The organism is Ignisphaera sp. (assembly GCA_038831005.1).
In the GTDB taxonomy this organism is placed as follows: domain Archaea; phylum Thermoproteota; class Thermoprotei_A; order Sulfolobales; family Ignisphaeraceae; genus Ignisphaera.
Genome location: JAWBKZ010000001.1, coordinates 199,608 through 221,679, shown reverse-complemented (window position 1 = coordinate 221,679; position 22,072 = coordinate 199,608). Strand labels below are relative to the sequence as shown.

Annotated in this window: 23 protein-coding genes; 8 read left to right on the top strand and 15 right to left on the bottom strand. The window is 33.7% G+C overall.

Features of this window, described 5'->3' with window-relative positions; genetic code table 11:
• Positions 1 to 21: 21 nt before the first annotated feature.
• Positions 22 to 1,188 (bottom strand): mannosyl-3-phosphoglycerate synthase, encoded by a 1,167-nt coding sequence (gene mpgS, locus QXK50_01085; GenBank protein ID MEM2007757.1) that lies wholly within the window; start codon positions 1,186 to 1,188, stop codon positions 22 to 24.
• 215 nt (positions 1,189 to 1,403) lie between these two features.
• On the opposite strand from mpgS, the gene QXK50_01080 reads away from it, so the two are divergent.
• The 6 genes from QXK50_01080 (at position 1,404) to QXK50_01055 (ending at position 8,677) form a co-directional block, all read left to right on the top strand.
• A complete protein-coding gene (locus QXK50_01080) occupies positions 1,404 to 1,922 on the top strand; it encodes a hypothetical protein (GenBank protein ID MEM2007756.1) in 519 nt (172 codons plus the stop codon).
• Between the two features lie 211 nt (positions 1,923 to 2,133).
• Positions 2,134 to 2,916, top strand: coding sequence for a TIM barrel protein (locus tag QXK50_01075; protein ID MEM2007755.1), 783 nt, complete (start codon positions 2,134 to 2,136; stop codon positions 2,914 to 2,916).
• Between the two features lie 133 nt (positions 2,917 to 3,049).
• Complete coding sequence (locus QXK50_01070; protein MEM2007754.1) at positions 3,050 to 3,229, top strand: hypothetical protein; 180 nt, start codon at positions 3,050 to 3,052, stop codon at positions 3,227 to 3,229.
• 424 nt (positions 3,230 to 3,653) lie between these two features.
• A complete protein-coding gene (locus QXK50_01065) occupies positions 3,654 to 4,541 on the top strand; it encodes a NosD domain-containing protein (protein MEM2007753.1) in 888 nt (295 codons plus the stop codon).
• 1,595 nt (positions 4,542 to 6,136) lie between these two features.
• The gene (locus QXK50_01060) at positions 6,137 to 7,099 is read left to right on the top strand and encodes an AIR synthase related protein (GenBank protein MEM2007752.1); all 963 of its coding nucleotides are present in this window, start codon (positions 6,137 to 6,139) and stop codon (positions 7,097 to 7,099) included.
• A 411-nt stretch (positions 7,100 to 7,510) separates the two neighbouring features.
• A complete protein-coding gene (locus QXK50_01055) occupies positions 7,511 to 8,677 on the top strand; it encodes a cystathionine gamma-synthase family protein (protein MEM2007751.1) in 1,167 nt (388 codons plus the stop codon).
• Positions 8,678 to 8,716: 39 nt separating this feature from the next.
• On the opposite strand, the gene QXK50_01050 is transcribed toward QXK50_01055, so the two are convergent.
• The 3 genes from QXK50_01050 to QXK50_01040 all read right to left on the bottom strand — a co-directional run bounded on the left by QXK50_01050 (position 8,717) and on the right by QXK50_01040 (position 10,280).
• Complete coding sequence (locus tag QXK50_01050) at positions 8,717 to 8,995, bottom strand: hypothetical protein (protein MEM2007750.1); 279 nt, start codon at positions 8,993 to 8,995, stop codon at positions 8,717 to 8,719.
• Positions 8,992 to 9,513 carry a hypothetical protein gene (locus tag QXK50_01045; protein ID MEM2007749.1) on the bottom strand — a complete coding sequence of 174 codons (522 nt, stop codon included), beginning with the start codon at positions 9,511 to 9,513 and terminating at the stop codon, positions 8,992 to 8,994. Before QXK50_01045 ends, QXK50_01050 begins: the two co-directional genes overlap by 4 nt.
• Before the next feature lie 134 nt (positions 9,514 to 9,647).
• Positions 9,648 to 10,280, bottom strand: a complete 633-nt coding sequence (locus QXK50_01040) for a hypothetical protein (protein ID MEM2007748.1) — start codon at positions 10,278 to 10,280, stop codon at positions 9,648 to 9,650.
• Positions 10,281 to 10,509: 229 nt separating this feature from the next.
• Between QXK50_01040 and QXK50_01035 the strand changes: the two genes are divergently transcribed.
• Together QXK50_01035 and QXK50_01030 are read left to right on the top strand one after the other, a co-directional pair.
• A complete protein-coding gene (locus QXK50_01035) occupies positions 10,510 to 10,950 on the top strand; it encodes an archease (protein MEM2007747.1) in 441 nt (146 codons plus the stop codon).
• Positions 10,951 to 11,617: 667 nt separating this feature from the next.
• Entirely contained in the window at positions 11,618 to 12,592 is a 975-nt protein-coding gene (locus QXK50_01030) for a GDP-mannose 4,6-dehydratase (GenBank protein ID MEM2007746.1), read from the top strand.
• On the opposite strand, the gene galT is transcribed toward QXK50_01030, so the two are convergent.
• The 11 genes from galT to QXK50_00975 form a co-directional block, all read right to left on the bottom strand.
• The gene (gene galT, locus QXK50_01025; GenBank protein MEM2007745.1) at positions 12,589 to 13,578 is read right to left on the bottom strand and encodes a galactose-1-phosphate uridylyltransferase; all 990 of its coding nucleotides are present in this window, start codon (positions 13,576 to 13,578) and stop codon (positions 12,589 to 12,591) included. The genes QXK50_01030 and galT overlap by 4 nt on opposite strands.
• Positions 13,568 to 14,848 (bottom strand): galactokinase family protein, encoded by a 1,281-nt coding sequence (locus QXK50_01020; protein MEM2007744.1) that lies wholly within the window; start codon positions 14,846 to 14,848, stop codon positions 13,568 to 13,570. Before QXK50_01020 ends, galT begins: the two co-directional genes overlap by 11 nt.
• A gap of 426 nt (positions 14,849 to 15,274) precedes the next feature.
• Positions 15,275 to 16,180 (bottom strand): hypothetical protein, encoded by a 906-nt coding sequence (locus QXK50_01015; GenBank protein MEM2007743.1) that lies wholly within the window; start codon positions 16,178 to 16,180, stop codon positions 15,275 to 15,277.
• A 5-nt stretch (positions 16,181 to 16,185) separates the two neighbouring features.
• Positions 16,186 to 17,661 (bottom strand): complex I subunit 5 family protein, encoded by a 1,476-nt coding sequence (locus tag QXK50_01010; GenBank protein MEM2007742.1) that lies wholly within the window; start codon positions 17,659 to 17,661, stop codon positions 16,186 to 16,188.
• Between the two features lie 57 nt (positions 17,662 to 17,718).
• Positions 17,719 to 19,281: a proton-conducting transporter membrane subunit gene (locus QXK50_01005; protein ID MEM2007741.1), complete on the bottom strand. Its 1,563-nt coding sequence runs from the start codon at positions 19,279 to 19,281 to the stop codon at positions 17,719 to 17,721.
• 6 nt (positions 19,282 to 19,287) lie between these two features.
• A complete protein-coding gene (locus tag QXK50_01000) occupies positions 19,288 to 19,791 on the bottom strand; it encodes a Na+/H+ antiporter subunit E (GenBank protein ID MEM2007740.1) in 504 nt (167 codons plus the stop codon).
• On the bottom strand, positions 19,772 to 20,194 hold the full coding sequence (locus QXK50_00995; protein ID MEM2007739.1) for a cation:proton antiporter subunit C: 423 nt from the start codon (positions 20,192 to 20,194) through the stop codon (positions 19,772 to 19,774). Before QXK50_00995 ends, QXK50_01000 begins: the two co-directional genes overlap by 20 nt.
• On the bottom strand, positions 20,191 to 21,015 hold the full coding sequence (locus QXK50_00990; GenBank protein ID MEM2007738.1) for an MnhB domain-containing protein: 825 nt from the start codon (positions 21,013 to 21,015) through the stop codon (positions 20,191 to 20,193). Before QXK50_00990 ends, QXK50_00995 begins: the two co-directional genes overlap by 4 nt.
• The gene (locus QXK50_00985; GenBank protein ID MEM2007737.1) at positions 21,012 to 21,260 is read right to left on the bottom strand and encodes a DUF4040 domain-containing protein; all 249 of its coding nucleotides are present in this window, start codon (positions 21,258 to 21,260) and stop codon (positions 21,012 to 21,014) included. Before QXK50_00985 ends, QXK50_00990 begins: the two co-directional genes overlap by 4 nt.
• A complete protein-coding gene (mnhG, locus tag QXK50_00980; protein ID MEM2007736.1) occupies positions 21,257 to 21,628 on the bottom strand; it encodes a monovalent cation/H(+) antiporter subunit G in 372 nt (123 codons plus the stop codon). Before mnhG ends, QXK50_00985 begins: the two co-directional genes overlap by 4 nt.
• Positions 21,629 to 21,633: 5 nt before the next feature.
• The gene (locus QXK50_00975) at positions 21,634 to 21,906 is read right to left on the bottom strand and encodes a monovalent cation/H+ antiporter complex subunit F (GenBank protein ID MEM2007735.1); all 273 of its coding nucleotides are present in this window, start codon (positions 21,904 to 21,906) and stop codon (positions 21,634 to 21,636) included.
• Positions 21,907 to 22,072: the final 166 nt, after the last annotated feature.

The following is a 22,072-nucleotide window of genomic DNA, read 5'->3' as shown; positions in this document are numbered from 1 at the left end:
GATCTAGAAGAACTTGACACCTCATAATCCATATGCTACACATAATCTGCTTTCAGAAAGAAGTCTATCCATAAAAGCTCTAGCATTTATATCTGGGTATCTGTATACTTGCGGTAGAGGTGGTTCTGATTCGTATGCTAATTCCCTCAATATACTGATCATATGGCTTCTACTTTTACTATCACTACCCAGTTTCGAGTGATATATCGTCGATAGACTATCTATTATCATTTCAACTACATGTGTTTCACCTTTTTCTGAATGAATATGGGGATTTCTAGACTCTACTTGATAGATTTCAATGCTGTGTGGTAGAGAAGGACAGCGACCAGTATCTACATCTATATAGCACATCTCCAGAATACTTACAAGCTCTTGCGTCTCTACAGCATATCCACCTGCATATGTAAGTTCTTTAGCTAGCTTCATACTCATAGCATGTTCACCGCTATTGCTCGTCTTGATTATCTCTGTCTCTATTCTACGTCTAAAAGACAGCACCTTGTTCAAGACACTATTAACTATTTGAGAAGCTTTACCAGTTTTCCTGAGGTAGAATTCCACAGATCCATATGCCTTATATCCCCACGAAACTCTAACCATTTTGTAATCAGACTCAGCCATCCTGAGAACGGTATAGTATATTAATGTGTATTCTGTTACAGCTCCAGGTATATAGTTATCAGCATCAATAAAACCAATATTCTCTACACCTATACCATCTGCAACTAGAGTTGCTATTAATAGTGCTTCACCTTTACCATAATGAATAAGTCCATCTTCATCGATAATATTTGGTATACTGTCTTTAAGTATATCAGCTAAGACGGGATCCCTTTGATGAATAACTATTGTGGGTCTTCCTGTAACTCTATAGAGAGTCTTAGCTATATCCATCTCCATACCATAAACATTTAGAGGCTTTTGAGTAGAAGCAGAAACAACTATTAACGGCGAATATATAGGCACAGCTCTTAAGACACCCTCAAGAACCATAGGATCCTCATCTCTTGTTGGAACAACTATAGCAGTAGATTCAGCAGTCCTAATAAATTCATCGAAATTAGCTATACCGTATAAACCAGGTTTAGAGCTACCGCCTACACCAAGAAGAACCTGAACCTTGCTAAGCTCATAGATCTTGACAGCACCATATGCCTCAAATCTCGATGGATACCCTACATACATCGATAACACCATACACATTTCTCTGAATTCTATAAGCTTTACAGATTGTTATAAACATATATCAAAGATACAGAACAGCTACGAGAATTTATAGCTAATGTGTTCCGTATGTAGAACACAATAACAGATTCAATCATTCTACATCATCGTAGTCTGTCTAGATCTTAATTAAAGATTTTAAGTAGTTGAGTTATAGACATAAGTTGGGTGCTATATTGATCAAAAAGAAAGAGAAGCCAAAGCTCTCTCTACTGTATGTTGTAGTAATAGTATTGATAATTTTGGTAAGTATTTCAGTAGTGATCATCTCTATATCATTTAACAAAACTCCAAGAAATGGCGAAGGTGTTCCACTATATCTAGGTTCAAGAATTTTTGGAAAGATCGTTGTTGATGAGCTAGAAGTCTCTCTATCTCAGTTCCAGGATACAGCTCTACCTAATCCATGTATATTGATGTTTGGATTAACTACATGTCCACATTGCCACAATATGTATGAGTTTTTCCAAAAACACTATCCAGATAACTATAGAGCTTTCTGGATAGATACTGATAGAACTGCAGCAGAACTCTTCATGATGCTAGTTGATATCGAGACAAAAAACGGTGTACCTCAGCACTACGCTATGGCTGTACCACAGACTGTTATTGTAGTAAATAGCAAAGTGAAGGCTGTTGTAATAGGAGAAGTACAGGAAGCTGAATTCTGGGAGAATCTTCTTAAAAATAATTAGAAATAAAAGCAGTAAACCATGGCCATAAATTAGACTCTAGACCTCTACTCTCGATCTGGAAATATCGCATCTGGTTTCATTTGAACATATCTGGAATTAATTATTTAGGTATACTTGTTGTGTATATCGATATCTGTATCTCTAGTTCCATATTTCTCTACACCTTTTAATTTCTAGTATAGTTGGTTAAGAGATATATGGGTAGTAGATCATGGTCTACTATACATATTCAACAATGCTATATGTTTCATTAACTCCTAAGAGAGCTATAGAAGCTTTGGTAAGTGATGGTCTTCGTGTAGAAGTTTCATACAACAACTTTGTTGCTTTTGGTGGTAAAGCTATTGAAGATAGATATATACATGAAATTCTAGATAATGTTTCAACTATATCTAATAGTGTTGATGTTGTCCATATACCTTATGACGAGATGGAGCCTGAGGTAGCTCTTTCGCCCAATGGTTTAGCTAGATTTATTAAATGGATAGATTTTATCAACAAAATCAATGGAAAAATAGCTGTTATTCATCCTCTCTATGCTGTAAATCGAGCATTAGAGCTTAATCTAGAGTTCTTCAGATATATAGTTAGAGAAGCTAGAGATAGAGGTATAGCCATAGCTATAGAGAACATAATAGAGAAGCACTTGTTTGGATCTAGACCAAAGGAACTTATACAACTTATCTCAGTACTTGATGGAGATGTTGGTATATGTCTAGACATTGGTCACGCAAACATTAACAAGAATATTGATGAATTTCTGAACACTGCTGGAAGATATATTAAGGTAATGCATATCCATGATAATGATGGTTATAGAGATCAACATAAACCACCTACTACTGGTACAGTTGATTGGAATAAGATCGAGACATGGATAATGAGAACAAGATACAATGGTTTTATAGTATTCGAGGTTGTGTGTAGAGATAATATTAATATATGTAGGAATGTTGTTAAATATATCAAGTCTCTACGCATAGCCAACATATAGTGTGGGAATAATTGTTCTGAATATATTCGTAGTCTGATGATTGTAAAACATAGATGTGGAAGTTATGTATCAATAGGTCTATAGTATGAAGAATATATCTCATGAATTATTGTACTCTTCATAGAGATAGATCTTGCTGAAGGTTAATAATATTAAGACATATCAATATTCATCAATAGCTGTTGTAGAAGGTATTGATAGAGTTATCGAAGCTTTAATACTAGAGATGCCTCTGCTTCTAGACTATATCATAATACAGTATAGTATAAGGAAGACTCCCAAAATCATCATCAGAAAGAATTACACTATATAGTTTAATTGAATCTACATTAATCAATTACCAAGCCTCAATAATGTATCAAAAATCACTACAAACAGTAAACAACTTTATGCCATAATTTAGTTACTCAAATAATGGAGAGTGGTAAAGCTTCTTCTTACAAAGTCTTAAATCAGTAAAAACGAATAATCTACATCTATATTAAATGTACTATATAGCTCTATGGTCTAGAGTGTAACTCTAAATCTCTTCACCAATATAGTTAAGACATACAAAGACTAATACACAGAAGAAATACAGTAGAAATCTAGCAACAATTAACAACAATACTCCAAAATTACCAGGCTAGAGTAATAGAAATAGAAGACGAACAAATAAATATATTTCCACAGAATTTATTATAGTTGTACAATATTCGACAAGCTATCCACAAAATCATTGTGTATGAAGTGGGATAATGATTTTAAGAAAAACAGTAATAGGCTACACAGTTACACTAATGCTATTATTCATGGTAACAATTATAGCAATACCTATACACACTCAAAATCAGCTAATCTCTATACGGATAGATGGTGGAAGTGGTAATTGTCACTTCTATGAAGGTGAAAAAGAATATGGATGGGTTTGGTGTCCTTCAGAACCAGTTAATGGAGAGTACATCAGCTGTAGTTGCATAAATATTGGTGGACAAAACTATTCGATATATAAACTCCTTAAAAACCTAGATAATATAGCAATATCGATAACAGGTAGTGGTATCATATTCGATGGACAGAACCATGTAATTAATGGAAATAACTATAGAAATCATAGTATAAGTATTAAGTCTGCAAGTAACATTGTTATTGGGAATATTACTGTAAAAAATTTCAATACTGGTATATACATAGATCAAGCAAGTAATATTGATATTAGATATTGTTCTCTAGAGAATAATGATGTTGGTATATCTATCGGTCCAGGTATTGGGAATGTGCGAATATTTAATAACAATATTAATAACAACAGAATCGGTATTAAAATAAACCATAGTAGTGTCACACTATGCTTAAACAATTTCTTCAACAACTTAAATGATGTATCCATTAGTTTCGATTATATTGTGGCTACCTGGAGTTGTCAAATAGGAGATCGAAATGTAGGAAACTTCTGGCAATCACTAAGCAATCCTGATGATTGTAGAGCCAAAGGTGATGATGATGGTCTCTGCAAAATATTGGATAACAACAATATTGATTTTTATCCGTTTGACAAAATGCTTCCAGTACCAATACCTGAGCCCTTGATCATTCCATTGATAGTATTTATAACAATTCTAGTTTTATCTCTTCGACGAAAATAATCATTCACTAGCTATTAATAGAGTAGTTACATACCTTCTGTATCGATCTACACTACATGTATTAGTTATTATCTTATACACTATCTTTATGTGTCTAATAGGTGAATAAAGTCTATTTTATTTGTTTAAACTACCATCTATAGCTCTCATTTATCTAATGTTTTTACCGCTATTTTCTTTGGTTTATTCCTACAACCAGAACATTATCGATCATAAAGATAATACCCCCCTATACACAAGTTTTACAAAAGATGTATTAATGTATCTCTATATCGCCATTTTATGACATTATCATCTTTACTTATCTTCACAATAACATAGTTTCTCCAACATATGTATAACACTGTTTATCGAAACAAACTATTAGTATTTGACCATGAGGTTCTTCTATCAATTTGCTTAATTAGGCTAAGATCTTTTATCTGGAATCAACATACTATACATAAGCATTTCTCATATGATCCTCTATCAATACTTACAATCTATATATGATTAGTAATAGAATCCATCTCTATTTTGTATTTCCTTCTGCTTTAAATATTTCTAGACGATAACTTACATCAATTTGATATTAGTAAGATTCTCGTTAAAGTTTCCAGAAATAGATCAAACACTATGGTAATACATATAACGACATAAGAATGCAAAATATGTTTAGATAGTAGATCAATAGATTATTAGGGATTGGACATGAAGCATATGTTCTAGTAATAGATAGACAGTAGACTAAATGAATACGAAGCTCATGTAGATGAAGATTATACTGATAATGTGAAGAAGTCTAAACTAGCAACCAAACTTAAGTGGATATAGATCAAACAACACTAAACGCTAGGTAGCTATATGTAATAGATGACCTAAATATAATGTCGATAGATCTACATAATTCAACAAATACTTCAGGCTCTTACCCTACTTCTAATAAGTCTCTTGATATTTGATTATATACATCTATGTTGTAGATCATGAAGAATTCGTGACATCTGATAACAAGTAGGTGTTTCTTAATAATAGCATTCTATATAGAATTCATATAGTAGTAGTGCTAGTTACAACAACAGTCATAAGCCATATAGCTGTTAGACATAGAAATCAAGATATGGGTATGAGATAAACCAAATGATGAACTGATGAGATTCGAGGAAGAATGAAGATATTATAAACAATAGATTATGTAATAAACTTATTTTCTCATTCAATTACATGACATATATAACTATGGTAGAATCATTTATAGTTCTCTCATGTTTATACACCATTCTATCCAATTATAGAAACTAATTCAAAACCAAATAGCTTAAAGAGGTATATAGAAACTCTCTAGTACAATAGTTTTGCATGATTCATGATCAATGAACTCAACAATTGTTACTAAATAAGACTCGAGTTTTATTCTCCATATGAATTATCTACATTAACATAAATTTCCAAATATTATTCCAATATTCTATTACTAAATATGTGAAACATACTTCAGGAGATTCAAAGAGTGTGTAGAGAGTTCCTTACTGACAGTATTATTCTATCTAGGATCTAAAACAAGTAAATCATTTAATATTTATCCAGTAACTCAATACCTAGAGGTTTAAAAATATATGACTAATTTAAACGAATATGTTATGAGGTTGGCTAGAGAGATAAGGAGGCATCCAGCTTCGTTATTGATGTGGTTAGATGATGCTGGTGGTTTTAAGATTAATGATGAATATTTTGTTTTAAAGGTTGATGGTTTTGCTGAATCAAGAGCTAGATATCCTTGGTGTAGTTATCGCGATCTTGGATTTAAAGCCGTTACTGCAGCTGTAAGTGATGTTTTTTCTAAAGGTTGTAGACCTTATGTGTATGCTGTTTCTATAGGTGTCAGATCGGATAATGTTGATGTTGTCGAGGAGATGGTTAAGGGGGTTAATGATGCTGTTAATGTCTATGGTGGTTTCATAGAGAATGTAGATACTAATGTAGGCAACGACATATGGATAGATGTATTCATTTTAGCTACATGTAGATATCTTCCTTTGCAGAGAAGAACTAGATCTGGAGATATGCTTATTATCCCTAGACCCATAGGATTATCATATATAGCCTACATAGAGTATACAAGGAATAGGGTACCCATAGATGAGGACGTTAGGAAGTTTTCTTGTAGACCTTCCATAGATCCAAAAATAGTTGACTGTATAGAGAGAGCGAGAATAGGCTTAACAGGATCAATAGATATAAGCGATACTCTCTATGAAACTATAGAGATTCTATCCAAACTAAATAACGTAGGTATCTACATAGATTTTGATCCCCATGAACTTCTACATCCAATAGCCTTAAATTATGCATATAGTGAGAACCTAGAAAAGATAGATATCATTATGGGATCTAACGAAGAATATACACCTATTTTAGTGGTTAACAGAATGTATATGGATGAAGTCTTAGAGCTTATGAGGAGCATAGGATTTAAACCATATGTAATAGGCATAGCTATAAATACTAAAACATTATCAATAAGAGGTCTACCGCTTAAGAAAACATCTTGGGATTATGTGTCTGGTAAAATAGTGTAGTGTATGTAGATGCCGATAATCAATATGTGGTTGTTTAAAACTGAAGCTCTATCATTATTAAAGCATTCAATACTTATAATTAATTTTTAAATGTGGTAGAATTAGTTGTTTATGTCACGCTTCTAGATAGCGTTACATGTTTCTTGACTTTAACGCATCTCGATAATAGATATCATATTTTAAATTATTTGAGGAAAACACCTACGTAAGGATTTAATCTTAGATGATGGTAAAGAAATAATATAGGAGTTTAATCATTCATTAAATAATATATAGATTCATTAAGTAGATGATAAGTTTCTATCAAACCTCTATTCTGATATATATATTAACATATTAACTGTATTACTGTTCTCTTTAACAAAGTTTAAAAGCTTTTCAATGATTTAGCTTAAACTGGTGAACTAGGCTTTGGCCAAACCCTCTACAACTGCTATTCATGGACATGAACATAAAGATAACTATGGATCACATGTACCGCCTATATATCTTGGTGTAGTATATGAATACATAGATTATGAGTTGAAGGAGGCTGTATTTACTGATAGAGGTAACTACCTTAGGTATGGAAGAGAAGAAAACCCAACAACAAGAGCATTAGAGAGAATAGTTGCCAAGCTAGAGAATACTGAAGACGCACTTGCATTCAATAGCGGTATGGCTGCAATATCTACAACATTCATATGGAGACTAAAACCTGGAGATAGAGTTATTGTCCCTATGGAGCTCTATAGCTCAACTCTTGCACTACTCAATAATATTGCTCCTAAACTCAATATAAAGTTATCTAAGGTATGGCCTTCAGCAGAATCGATTATTGAAGCAGTAGATAGAGATACTTCTATAATATTCTTAGAGGTTATGACCAATCCTACGAACAAGGTTATAGATATCGACTATATCTACAAGAGCATAGATATTGAGAAGACTGTACTTATAGTTGATAACACGTTTACAACACCTATACTACTTAAGCCAGTTAGGTATGGCGCTAAACTTGTGATACATAGTATGACTAAGTACTTTGGGGGACACAACGATGCTGTAGGAGGAGTTGTTGCAGGATTATTAACAGATACAAAGGTTCTCTGGGAATGGAGAAGAATGTTTGGAGGAATTCTACAGCCATTTGAAGCGTACATGATTTTAAGAGGAATCAAGACGCTAGAGATAAGATTTGAGAAACACAGCAGTAATGCTAAAGCTGTTGCTGAATACCTAGCTGAGCATAGTAGAATCGAGGAAGTTATGTATCCAGGTCTACAGAAAGATCCATACCATGGAATTGCTAAGAAACTGTTTGAGAAACCTCTATTTGGAGGTGTAGTTAGTTTCAAGATAAAGGGTGGTTATCAAGATGTCGTGAACTTCTTAAAGAGGCTGAAGCTGGTTAAGAGATGTCCAAGTTTGGGAGGAACAGAGAGTATGGCTGTTCTACCTGTTAAAGCCGGGGCTATGTTTATAGAGCCAGAACACAAAGTTAAGCTCGGGATTACTGAGAATCTTGTCAGACTTTCTGTAGGGCTAGAAGATGTTGATGATATAATAGAAGATTTATCTCAAGCTCTGAACATATAATTCTTACTAAAATTTAACTATTCAAACTAGAGGATCTTGTTATTCACATAAGCATTTACATAGATTGATTATCTGGATAAAATCTGCTAAACCCTTTCGAGAAAGTATATCAATTACTGTTGCAATACTGTTTACCGGTATTAAGTAGAGAGATCCTGATAGAGCTACTCCATCAATGTCCTTTATGAGTCCTTTAGATCTATATCTCTTATTATTTATAGAAATTGTTGTTCCATTCATAACCTTGTATATCCTTGTCTTAATATTTTTAGGTGTATCTTCAACAACTTTAAGCAATACGTATCCTGAAGACTTCATCTCTTTTCAACCTCTTCAATACACAAATCTTCTCTACATCTAACACTTGCTTCAGCTAGTGCTGATGAAGCTTCTTTCCCTCTCCTAATAACGTTAATTATGTTCCTCAATATATTGCTCCTGATGTTTAAAAGAGTTTTAACACATTCCAGCATTACAGTATTACCGCTTTCTCTAGCTTTTTTCAACAATTTTTCTATACATTCATCTATATGGATAAGAGCTGAAGTAGCATGTTTTAGTGCACACCATATGTTTTCCCACGAGGATCTTATATCAGAATCACTTTTAGTTGCCTCAATCCTTTCTATAAGAAACATTATCTGACCAACAAGTTTTCTCTGCTCTCTAAACATGTCTATAATATCTCCAAAGATAGGTAAACCTGTAGATGAATCGATTTCTATCAAGTGTTGTTCTACATGATTTATATGACCTATAGCGTATATGAACTCTTGAAGTAATGCTTCTTCCCAAACAGCCGCTTTTTTCATATTTTCTTCACGTACCTGCTGCATCCTTGCTTCACTCTAGCTGAATTTTTTATGCACATATATGCATAAATTTAGAAGCTTATAAACATTACCTCAAGTTCCATACATGGATACAGTTAGTTATCTGTATCTAATTCAACAGATGATTCACTACATTATTAACTCAATATACATCTACGCAAATCTTCTACAACACTCTCTAACTCTGTAAGCACATTATCTAATGAGCGTTGATCTCCCAATCTTATAGCCTCTAGACCCATTCTTAGAAGCTCTATAGCTTCATAGAGAGCTTCACAATTACTTCTTTTAATAGATTTGTTACCAATCTCTAGTACTGTATTTTTAAGCTCTTTAACAATGTTCTCTATATTATTAATCTTGCTATCCAGTTCTCTAATTTTCTCGAAAATATTCTCGATATCTGGTACATTTAATCCATGTTCCATAAACTCTCTATCAATAGAGCTTTGTTTACTAGATCCTTCTACAGAACTACTTCGCATATTTCGAGAATCTGTGTAAAAACTGGCCTTTAGTGTATAACCTTTATCTGTCCTAACAACAATTCCTCTAACCCTCAGCTTAGTTAAAATAGTTCTAACGGTTCTTAGATTAACACCAAGGTATTCAGCTATTTCAGAAGGTTTTGCATTAGGATGCCACTTCAGATACTCTATAACCTTATTAACAATATCCTGTATACTCAAAGTAGAGCCCATAGCAGTCTCATAATTAGCAAGAATATATTTCTTAAGCTGAATCAACACATATTCTAACACTAGATACATTCATCAATAACTTAAACAAACACAAGCAACGTATTACTGAACATCTTTAGTGGTATTATAGCAATTCTGAATAGAAACACTACTCTAGAAAGCTGATCAAGCTAACATTGATTTCTGTTGCTACCTTGAATAAAATGATTATGATCTATCTAGATATAGATGTTAGCTAATGAATTATTTTATCAGTTTAAAAGATTTTAGTATATGAGGTATAGCATTGGTGTAACTTATGGATAGAGGATTTGAATTTTTGGACCATACAGCTGATGTTCTTATAAAGGTTTGGGGAGAAAGTATTGAAGCAGTTTTTGAAGAAGCTGCTGAAGCAGTTTTTGAAATTATAACTGATACAAGTAGAGTTGAACCAAAAGTTGGTACACCTATAAATATTTGTGGATTTGATATAGAAAATCTTCTGTATAGATGGCTTGAAGAAATGCTGTATCATCATGATAGTAAAAACATGGTCTTCAGCAAGTTTATCGTAAATAAAATGTATGAGATTAATGGAGAAGAGAAGCAGATATGTATCGAGGGATATATCTATGGTGAAGAGTTTCAGCATAATAAACATGAACCTAGAACAGTTGTGAAAGCTATAACATATAATGAGATGAGGCTCTGGAGAGAGAAAGAGAAGTGGTATGCAACATTTGTTGTAGATATATAGCCCATTAATGGATATAACCAAGGCTCAAATAATGTAGAGTATACTTGCTAGAGTTCTCGATATATTTATCATTTTGTATAGCGATAGAATATTGAATAATAGGTAAACTTAGTGTGCAATGATTTTGTCTGAGGAATAGGCATAGATAGAATTCTAGAACTACACATCTATTACTTCGATATAGAATAATAGAGCTGTTACCTAGATCCTACATAACTATAAGCTATATTTACTTCTTTAACAAGTGTAGATTAGATGAGAGGTAAAAGATATATTGGTGCAGTTAAATATCAAGATGAATAGACATTAGATTGTATGAAGAATACCCCTGGAGCTGATAATCTAAATAAATGATGATAAGGCATTTGTCTGATCACAGTCCATATCTTGAGAATGATAAAGAATCTTTGAGTAATGATCATCATGAAGACTATATGACGAATTATTAATGTAGATGTAACTATTCTCTATCTAGAAACTCTGAAAAGAATTGGCTTCATCAAAGCTTTTGACTTCGATAAAGTACTGATGTTCTCAATCAATTTAGTTATGTCCATTACCTCTACATCAATACCACTTAGCAAACAACTAGTTCAACTTATTACACAATAAACAGAAAACAGATATTAAATCTAGCACCAATAGAGCTTAGAATCGGTATAGCAATATGAACAATATGTTTAGCAATATTGTTGTCACAGGTGGAGCAGGTTTCATAGGTAGCCACTTTATCGATTTGCTGATTGAGAAAGGTATAGCAGATCATATTATCGTGATAGATAACTTGAGTAGCGGATCTATAAACAATATCAGGGATAAGCTAGATACAGGAAAAGTTGAACTTGTTGTTGCAGATCTAAAGAATTTCGATAATTCATGGGTCAACAAGTTTCGAGATGCTGATGCTATTATACATCTAGCTGCCAACCCTGAGGTTAGGATATCATCTATAGAGCCTAAGATACATTTCAATGAGAATATTGTTGCAACATTTAATGTTCTAGAGGCTTCACGTATAAACGATGTAGATATACATTTCTTTGCATCAAGCTCTACAGTCTATGGAGATGCTAGAACCATACCTACACCAGAAACACATCCCTATGCGCCTATATCTGTTTATGGAGCTTCTAAAGCTGCATGTGAAATTCTTTACCATTCATACCACAGCCTATATGGTTTCAGCATCGCTATAGCTAGATACGCAAATATAATAGGTTCACGTTCTAGACATGGAGTTATAGTTGACTTTATCAACAAATTAAGAAGAGATCCCATGAAGCTTGAGATACTAGGTGATGGAACACAGAGAAAGAGTTATTTACATGTAATAGATGCTGTAAATGCATCACTACTACTTCTCCAGCTTTGTGCACGAAATAAAGGTTACCATGTGTATAATGTTGGAAATCATGACTGGATTACCGTAAAAGAAATAGCAGATATAGTTGTAGATGAAATGGGTCTGAATAATGTTGAGTACATATTTAGACCTTCTACTTGTGATGGTCGTGGATGGTATGGCGATGTAAAGTTTATGTTGCTAGATATAACAAAGTTAAGAGAATTGGGCTGGACACCATCTATGACTTCTACTGAAGCTGTGAGAAGGACTGTTAGAGAGCTTTTAAAAGAACTTTAACTTATTAGTTCTTCTCTACATTTATCTATCTTCTCTTTAAGTTTAAGTGCATTATCTTCTGGAGTAGAGTCATATGTAAAGTTTCCTCCACCAGTTTCAATACCTGCTGCATACTTAATCTTGCTTTCATCTCTAAACATACCGTAGATCTCTATATGAAGATGATAGTAGCTATAGCTACCTTTGAGAGGAGCTTGATGTAATACCATTATGTATGGTGATGGTTTTGAAAACAATATCTTGAGTCCACATAGAACAACTTTAAGAACTTTGGCCAAATCCTTTACCTCATTATTTGTTAATTGTGTAATAAGTTGAACATGTCTTTTAGGATAGATATGTACCTCGAAAGGCCAGTGAGCATAAAATGGGATAAAACCCATCCAGCAATCTGAACTATATACTACTCTAATCTTATCAGAGGATTCAACTTCTAGAATCCTACAGAAAAGACATTCATTATTTTTACGCCAATACTCTTCAGCATTCTTTAACTCTCTCTCTATTTTAGAAGGAATAAATGGTGTTACATATATCTGGCTATGTGGATGTGTTAATGAGACGCCTATCTCCTTTCCTTTGTTTCTAAACCATATGAAATAGGTAGCGTAACTCTCTTTCTCAATCTCTTTCTGTTTCTCTATAACAAGATCTAGAATATAAATAACATCATCTAGTGGCAAATCACTTAAATCATCAAGAGAATGAATAGGTGACTCTACAACAACATAACATCTGCCTACTGATTTAGCTGTTACATAGAAACTATGTCTAGATGGTTCTGGAGGTTCTGGAATTAGCATAGGAAATCTATTCTCTAATATTAGTGCTCTCCACCCATATCCTGTTTCTGGCGCTCCAGGACAAAAAGGACAGTAGGTTTCTGGTTGCCAAGGTCTATAACCACGTAGATTTGACACCATTATCCATTCTCCTTGAACAGGATCCCAGCGAAGCTCCATAAACACTTTCTCTCTATCCCTCATAATCATCGCCATGAACAGTAAGGCCTCTATCTATTTTAACAATCCATCCACGTACACCATATCTAGAGTCTATAATGTTTTTAACTGCTTTTTCAGCAGTCTCTTTATCTCTAAAGAGAGCTATAACAGCTCCTCCTAAACCAGCTCCAGAAAGTTTTGCCCCTAAGGCTCCAAACTCTATTAGTTTCTCAACCAGAGAATCTATTTGAGGTAGACTCACATCATAAAGTTTGCTAAGGAGCTTATGCTGATATGTCATAACTTCACCAACAACATCTAGAACGCCTTTGTTCAATAATTCTCTAGCTCTGTTTATCTCCACTTCAAGTGTTTCTGAAATCTCTTCAACATCAATAGCTCTTCCCTTTATGGCCTTTAGAGCAAGAATAGTAGATCTATGAGACTTTAGTGTATAGAGTATTCTATCTCTAGGTTTTTCGTCAAGAAGTTTTATGTATGGTATTAAGGTAGTTAGATCTAGGTACTCCCACCTAGGCTCCCAATACCTTAGGCCAAGAAGCTCCTTTAAATCTCTAGAAACTATATCCACTAGTTTAGATAGACCTTCCTCAATCTCTTTCTGCCTCTTGGGATGAATTTCTGCTGTACTATGCCTAATACCTGTATCAATAACAGCAAAAAATCCTCCAGAGAGATTTAGTATATCTATATTGTAGGGAGGTCTAGTCTCTATATATACAATATTTCCAAAAGCTGCTGCATACTGATCTAATCTTCCACAAGGTATCCCCATAATATCGTGCTCAGCTCTATAGGCATATTCAGCTATAGCTTTAGTATCTAGACCAAACCCGAATAACTCGTTGAAAGCACCAATAAGAGAAACTAATAACGTGCCACTACTGCCTAATCCAGAACCCATTGGTATCCAGCTACGTATCCAGATTCTTGCACCATCTATACTATATCCATCTTCTTTAAGTACTGAAACTGCTGCACGAACATAATTTCCAAACCATTTAGGTGAATCAATAAGGTTTGGAGCATCTACTGGAAAGATATCCAGATATCTAGAGCCTTCGTCAAGCATGTTACCAGAACCTACAATCAAAAGTCTATCTCCACTTCGTCTAATTGCTACATATGTTCTAAGATCTATACCAACAGCAACTACGGGTAAACCTTTATAATCTTGATGAGTATTGAGGAAATCTAATCTACCAGGTGCAGAAACAACAACTTCATGTTTAGATCTGAATATATCTTTGAATTCTTTTACAACAAGATCTACTTGTGACTGTTCACTCATTTTAACGACCTATCCACTAGCTTTATGCTGCAGAGGTTAAAGATACTTTGAGTTAGTGTAGTTAAATGCACAAGTAAAGCTTGAAGCAATTTATCTTTTAAAGTATTTTAAATTCATTAAAGATACTTCTATCGATACTTCAGAATAGACTAAAAAGATACTCAAATCAGATAGATACCACAAACCTTACTACACCCTATAAACATACTATTATGTTCAGTAAAAACATATGTGACGTATTTCTGACACAAGTTATCGATCTAAAAGAAATTGATGTAAACCTAGCACTCTTCTGAAGATGCTTACATATATCTAAATGTGATGAAGCACATCACTACTGTATATATGTCTGTAAGCATTGTATCTATGTATGTCTTGATTCTATAAAAAGTGTTTTGTAATAGATAATGTTTGTGATTCAGATGGTTAGATGTGCAACAATATATAGAATATCATTGATATGAGTATTAATATGCTCATCAAGAATACAAAGAATAGAAATGAGTGCTCCATAGAATGCTGAATTCTTTCTAAAGCTGAAAATATTTTTATCAATAGATTTTCTATATATTTCTCGAATTCAAGAAACTTTTTAGATATTGTCATCATATATTCTATAGTTTTTAATTCAATAATGATAAAAGGTATGTCTATATGAGCTAGATTCTGTAGAACTTTTGTAACACTATTCGATAATCTTCTTGAGATTGCTTCTGTTTTCTGCTTATTCTTAAGAAGTTTCTCAGAGAGTGTATTGAAGATTTTGTCGATATTCGTACCAAGGGTACGTATTAGATATCTACTTAATTCATGTACTTTGTAGAAAGCTTTAGATTTTATACAATATGTTTTAACCACAAATAGCGTAGTTATGACAATGATTGTTAGTGTTTCTAAAACTGTTAACGAGTCTCTAGTTACTAAAAATAATGATGTAGCGATATAGTATAACATAATGTTTAGTGATACTATATCCAACAATGTGTTGATCTTTCTCCCGTTTTTCTCATTCATGATTAAGAACACTATAGATAACATTACATAAGCAACCAAGCCTATGAAATCTTTAGCGTGTTGAATGAAGTAAAATGCTGTTATCGCTATCGAGACTATGGATACTGTAGAAACTATCTCAACCCTATGTGTATATATCATGCGTTCTACAGCTATTGTAAACAATACAACAATAGATATCTTAAACCCTGCTTCTATAGCTACATAGCTTCTGACTAAGAGACCCATTGTTGTTGCAAATAACGCTACAGCAACTAGATACATCTTCATGTAGTTTATGATCGAGTACATAACTTTATCATGTTCGTTTATCGACATGGATATCAGCTTCTTATATTATGTCTAATGAGATTATATAGCATATAGATTAGTGCTACAAACATAGTCATAGATATTATCAGTAGATAGGAAAGTTTTCTAAGCAACATAAGCTCAGTATATCTCATACAGTTCAATATATATATAGTGAAGGTGAATATGAAAGAGGATATCGAGATCATTAATGTGTATTTCTGTAGCTGAAGAGCATCACCTAACCCCAAACGTGTCATCATTGGTTCTCTGCGATCCATGTGGGCCTTGAAATAGATTATGTTATACACGATGGATAGTGAGACCTTAACTGCTGCTATAACTAAAACAACTACATATATCCATGAATACGTAATGTTATGCGAAATCGCAGAAAACATAAACACTTTAGCTAAGAATCCTATAGAAGGTGGCATCCCTAGAACAGCCATAATCGATAGTAATGTAGCAAGAGATTCTGTAGGGCTAATCCTGTATATATATCCAAGCCTTCTAATATCTCTCTCATGAGCTACAAGTTCTATGAATCCAGAATCCATAAACATCGATACCTTGTATATTGCGTGAGCAACAGTATACAGAGTTGATGCTTCTATAAACAATATGTCACCAGACATCACATATAGAGCTATTAGAACAGCTATTATAGATGTTTCAGATGTAGTGCTATAGGCTAAAAGTCTTTTGATATCGCGTTGTAAAGATGCTTGCATAGCTCCATAAAGAGTTGTCAAAAGTCCAGAGAACAAGACTATAGAACTAAATAATGCTCTATCTATGGAGTAGAAACTCAGCATATATAGAGCGTATATCCCCATCTTAACCATGAGTCCTGATAGAATTGCTGAAGCTGGTGATGGAGCTACTGAATGAGCATCTGGTAGCCAGAAATGTAAAGGAAATATAGCTGCTTTTGCAAAAAAACCAAAAAGAATTAGTATAAGCACGATAGGATCTGTAATAAATAGTGATAGACTTTTCAAAGGTGTTGTAAATGCTTCTGTTAAACCTGTAATAGCTAGAAGTATGAAGAGAGATATATCGGTTGGAACCATAGAGAACAATAGATACTTTATTGCGGCTGCCATAGAGATTGTATCACCTTTATAGATATAGTCATAAGCTATCAACAAGAACCCCAGCAATTCACCTAATAACCAAAATGTGACAAGTTCTATTAAATTTCTCGATATGAAGGTAAACAATATTGATAGAAGAAGTAGATCGATAATAGGTACAAGTGTTAGTGTTCCATATTTTGATCTCGAATAACTAGTTGTATAGAGAGCAAGAACAACACCTATAACTATGGATGTAGCTACAAGCATGCTATTGAATAGATCTTCTCCCCATAGATTTATTGAAAGAGATAGGAAGCTCAATATTCTGAGAATAGATCCATATATAATTCTTCTCGCCATAAATAGATTACCTATGAGCATCAGCGTCATAGGCACTACGAACCTCATTACTATTGAGTCAATCATTTATTGCACCTCTTAGCTACATCAATTCTCTTAATGTATAACTTTTAACTCTATAGTCTAGCTATCTGAAAACACTATATCTATGTATCTTTTGCTATCCATAACCATATATCCATATGATACGAAAATATCTCTCACATAATTATGTGCCGTGAGAAAAATACCTAAAACAATAGTTACTATTACTAAGATAATCAATATAGTCAAAGGTAGCACAAGTTCTCTAGAAACACCATTATTATTGATACATACAGACGAATCTGAAGCTCTAGGTAAGTATCTGATAATCATCCTCATATATCCTAGTGCACAAAGACCTGTTGATATAAGAACTATAGCAGCTCCCTGAGGAAACCCTGCTTTAACGAACCCCATAGCTAGATATGTTTTGCTCCAAAAACCTGGTAGAAGAGGTATTATTCCAAAGAGATTCAATAAACCTATAACTAGAGCTACGTATGGAATAATTATCATTGATCTATTACTACACTTACCTCTGGCTACACGTTTTATAGTTGCAGCACTAAATATTATAGACATATCTCCTAACCCATTTGAAATCAAATGTAGAATGACTCCACCAATTGCTTCACCAATACCTATCGTTACACCAAGTAAAGATAAACTGAATTGAGATATAGAGCTATATGCCACTAATTTACGTATACTATTCTGTCTAGATACAAAAGCTGCTGAAACTATTGTAGACATTCCGCCGATAATCATGAGCAAAATTAGGAGAGTATTTCTAAAATCTTTAACAAGAGTATCTATACCGAATATCGTGTAATAGAATCTAATTAAACCATAGATACCGATTATATCAGCTGATGCCGTGAAGATGGCTATAGCTGGTAGAGGTGCAACTTTATATACTTCTGGAAGCCAGAAATGGTTAGGCATTATACCAGATTTAAAAAGAAAAACCCATGTAGCTAATGCTAATACAATCTTGGAGATGAAAACTATATCTCCATAAACATTACCAGAGAAAACAACCTCTGCTTCTATATTAGAAGCTTTTAGAGCTATATCAGCCATATTTAGTGTTCCATAAGAACCATAAACCATAAATGTAACTAGAAGTAGAAATGATGTAACAATAGTTCCACTAATACCATAGATTATTGCTACTCTAATAGCTTTTGGATTATCTTTATGGATACTAGTTATAGCGTAGGACGATATAGCTACAAGCTCTATAGATACATAGAGATTAAATATGTCTCCTGTAAAGAGAGATCCAACCACACCTGAAGTAAGTAGAAATGCTAGAACATAGTATAGAGCCTTTACATTTGGTTCTATGAATTGAATTGAAAACAAGAGCGATAGAAGTAATGCAAAAGAGGCTAGCAGAGCTAATATACAGCTAATACCATCTACTACATAGATTACGCCCAACGGTGGTGGAAATCCACCAAATCTATAAACTAGTAAACCTATGGAATTTACGTACATGAAGATCTTTATATTGAGTAGCAAACCAATTAATGCTAAAGTAGCTGCTATTAAATCAATTAATCTTTCTCTAACTGAAATCGTGTGCAGAAGAGCAATAATTACTGATGAAATCAGGTATAGGAGCGATATAACCCCTACCTCAATAGCCATAGCCATAGCTCTTCACTCAAATATTTTCTTTATAATGTTCTCAAGATCTCCAACAATAATTTTCTTCACTTCACTAAGATCTTCAGATTTTGGAGTAAGCCAATGTATATATAGATTCCCTCTATTACTATCAATATGTATTACTATTGTTCCTGGAGTATTTGTGATTGTTGATGCCAAGAAAGCTATACCATAGCTAGATCTAAGATCAATAGGTATCTTTACTACCTTAGGTTCGAGTTTTACCTTTCTGCTAAATACTATTTTAGCTATCTCTATATGTTCTTTAAGCTCTATGACGATGAATCTTAGCAAGTATTTGAAGAGATAGAGTAGCCTAGCTATATCATTAATATTCAGCTCTCTTTCGATAAGCTTTGCTTCAGTAGCTATAGCTACAGTAATTGAAAGTACTAGTCCTGAAATGATAGTCAATTCTGTAGCAAATCCTGTAAATACTATGTATAGAATGAACACAAAGATAGAGATAACAATCTTATTCCATATCCTCTTCATCTTCTTTCTCCTTAAGAGAAACCCTTATATCGTCTGTTCCAAAATAACTATAGTATAGCACGGATAATCCAAGGAGAAATATCGTGATAGAGAGACCTATAACTATAGCTGTTAAGACAAATGCTTGAGGAAGTGGATCTACAGCAGAAGATACTACAACACCTAGATCCTCTGGATTCTGAGGCTTTATACTAATTATTGGAGGTGAAGGATAGCCTCTTTCGACAACTCTATAACCAAGCGATATAGCAAGAATATTTATAGAATCAGAGAATATAACGAGCGACATAATTTTCTTCAATACAGAATGTCTAGCAAATATACCATAAGACGCCACAACTATATTGACCACAAATGCTACTACGGCGATTGTGAAAATCATGGATAGAAGTTCTTGCGTCAATTGATATCCTCCTTCAACTTGTCTATGGCATGTCTTTTTTCTCTATACATAACAAAGAGTATCAATACATATGAGAATGCTGTAGCTACTGCTGCAAATTCAAATAAATTGAAGAGAAATATCGATCCCGCTAAAGGAGTATTTAGAAACATATTTGGCATAGAGAATTGTGAGTCAGTTTTTACTTGATTCTGCATGATATATGCCCAAGTATTAGTTATTAACAATGTGAATAGAGGTAGCAAAGCTGTGAATAGTATGAGCAATAAAGATACTAACCGTATTCCTAGAAGAAATTTAGTTGATAAACCTATTCTATGTAGAACATCTAGAGAGAAAACGATTATGCTTAAAGCTATAGCTGTAGCTATAACAGCTCCCGCTTGAAACCCTCCTCCAGGTGTTAAATGACCGTGAACAGCTAGCGATAAAGCAATTACTATAGTAACTAGTACTATCAATTGTGTAGAGATTTTGATGGTAAACGGCATTACACGATTCTTCACCTTTTCTTTATGAACATCACGAAACAGAAGTGAAACACCTACAACAGCAGCAAAAAGCACCATTGTTTCAAATACTGTATCTATACCTCTGTAATCCCATATAATAGCTGAAACAGCATTTAATGAATATGAAGTTAGTGTTTGATTCCATGGATTATAGGTATTGATTAAAATGTTTTGAGCAAGCTTCCTCAACTCTCTAGCTGGTAGAATACCTAAATGTCCTACACTAAGAGCTACTCCAAGAGATATCGCGAAAATCCCTAGCGATATCGCTACAACCAGATTTCTCATCCTTCTACTAACCTTAGTCATTCTTCATACCTCTTGGTCTTTCTCAACACAATTATCAATACAACCGGTAAAATGACTGTAGATATAGGGATGTAGACTAGAGCTATATCAGGAGCCATAAGTACATAGTATATGATTGTATAGCATACACCTAGAAGAGATAAGTAAACTACAGCCGTCAAAAGATCTTTTTCGACAACAGTTAGATATGCTGCGACTACCGAGAAAAACGAAGCTATTAATACAACTAAGAGAGGCAGTATCATCTATACTCCCTCTCTGTAGCTTCAGCCTCATCATCTTCTATCTCTCTGTATCTAGACATATATGCTGCCCTCATAAGAGCTTGACTACCTGCTGGTGCTACCAGTAGTATCAGTATGGCTGAAACAATACATAGTGATGCTAGATACACTCTCTCCCAACCCATTTCGATCTGAGCTAGAGCAACTAGAGCTAAACCAATCAAAGGAACTACAGTTCCACCTATAGCTGAAGCTGTAGCTGCATGAATTCTTGAAAAAAAGTTAGGTAATCTGAGTACACCTATAGCTCCAGTAAGCTCAAAGAATCCTCCGATAAGTAAAAGAACAATACCTACAAGCTCAACTGCTTCTACAAATAGCTGTAGCATCTATATCAACCCATATCTCTATGTCTCAAAGCTCTAGATATACATACATCTAGAGCGTAAGCCCAAAGAGCTATGAGCATCATAGGTGTAGCTACTAAAGGTCTATTTACATAGAAAGCTATCAACGCCATAAATACAGTAAGATCATAACTTAAAGCATCTACAGCAACAATTCTATCAAATATAGTTGGTCCTCTAACAATTCTAATTAAAAACATTATAGCAGAAAAAAGATAGACTATCAATATGAACTCGACTACATATTCTGTAAAGCTCATAACCTATACCAGAGACTTCCTACATATAATCAACTTTTAAAAATATATGAAAATCTTTATAGACTAATGTCTATACCATTCCACAGTACAGATGCTCTAGAGTTAAAGCAGTAGTAAAGTTGTAAATACATTGATGAAAACATTGAAATTATTGAATAAACTCTTA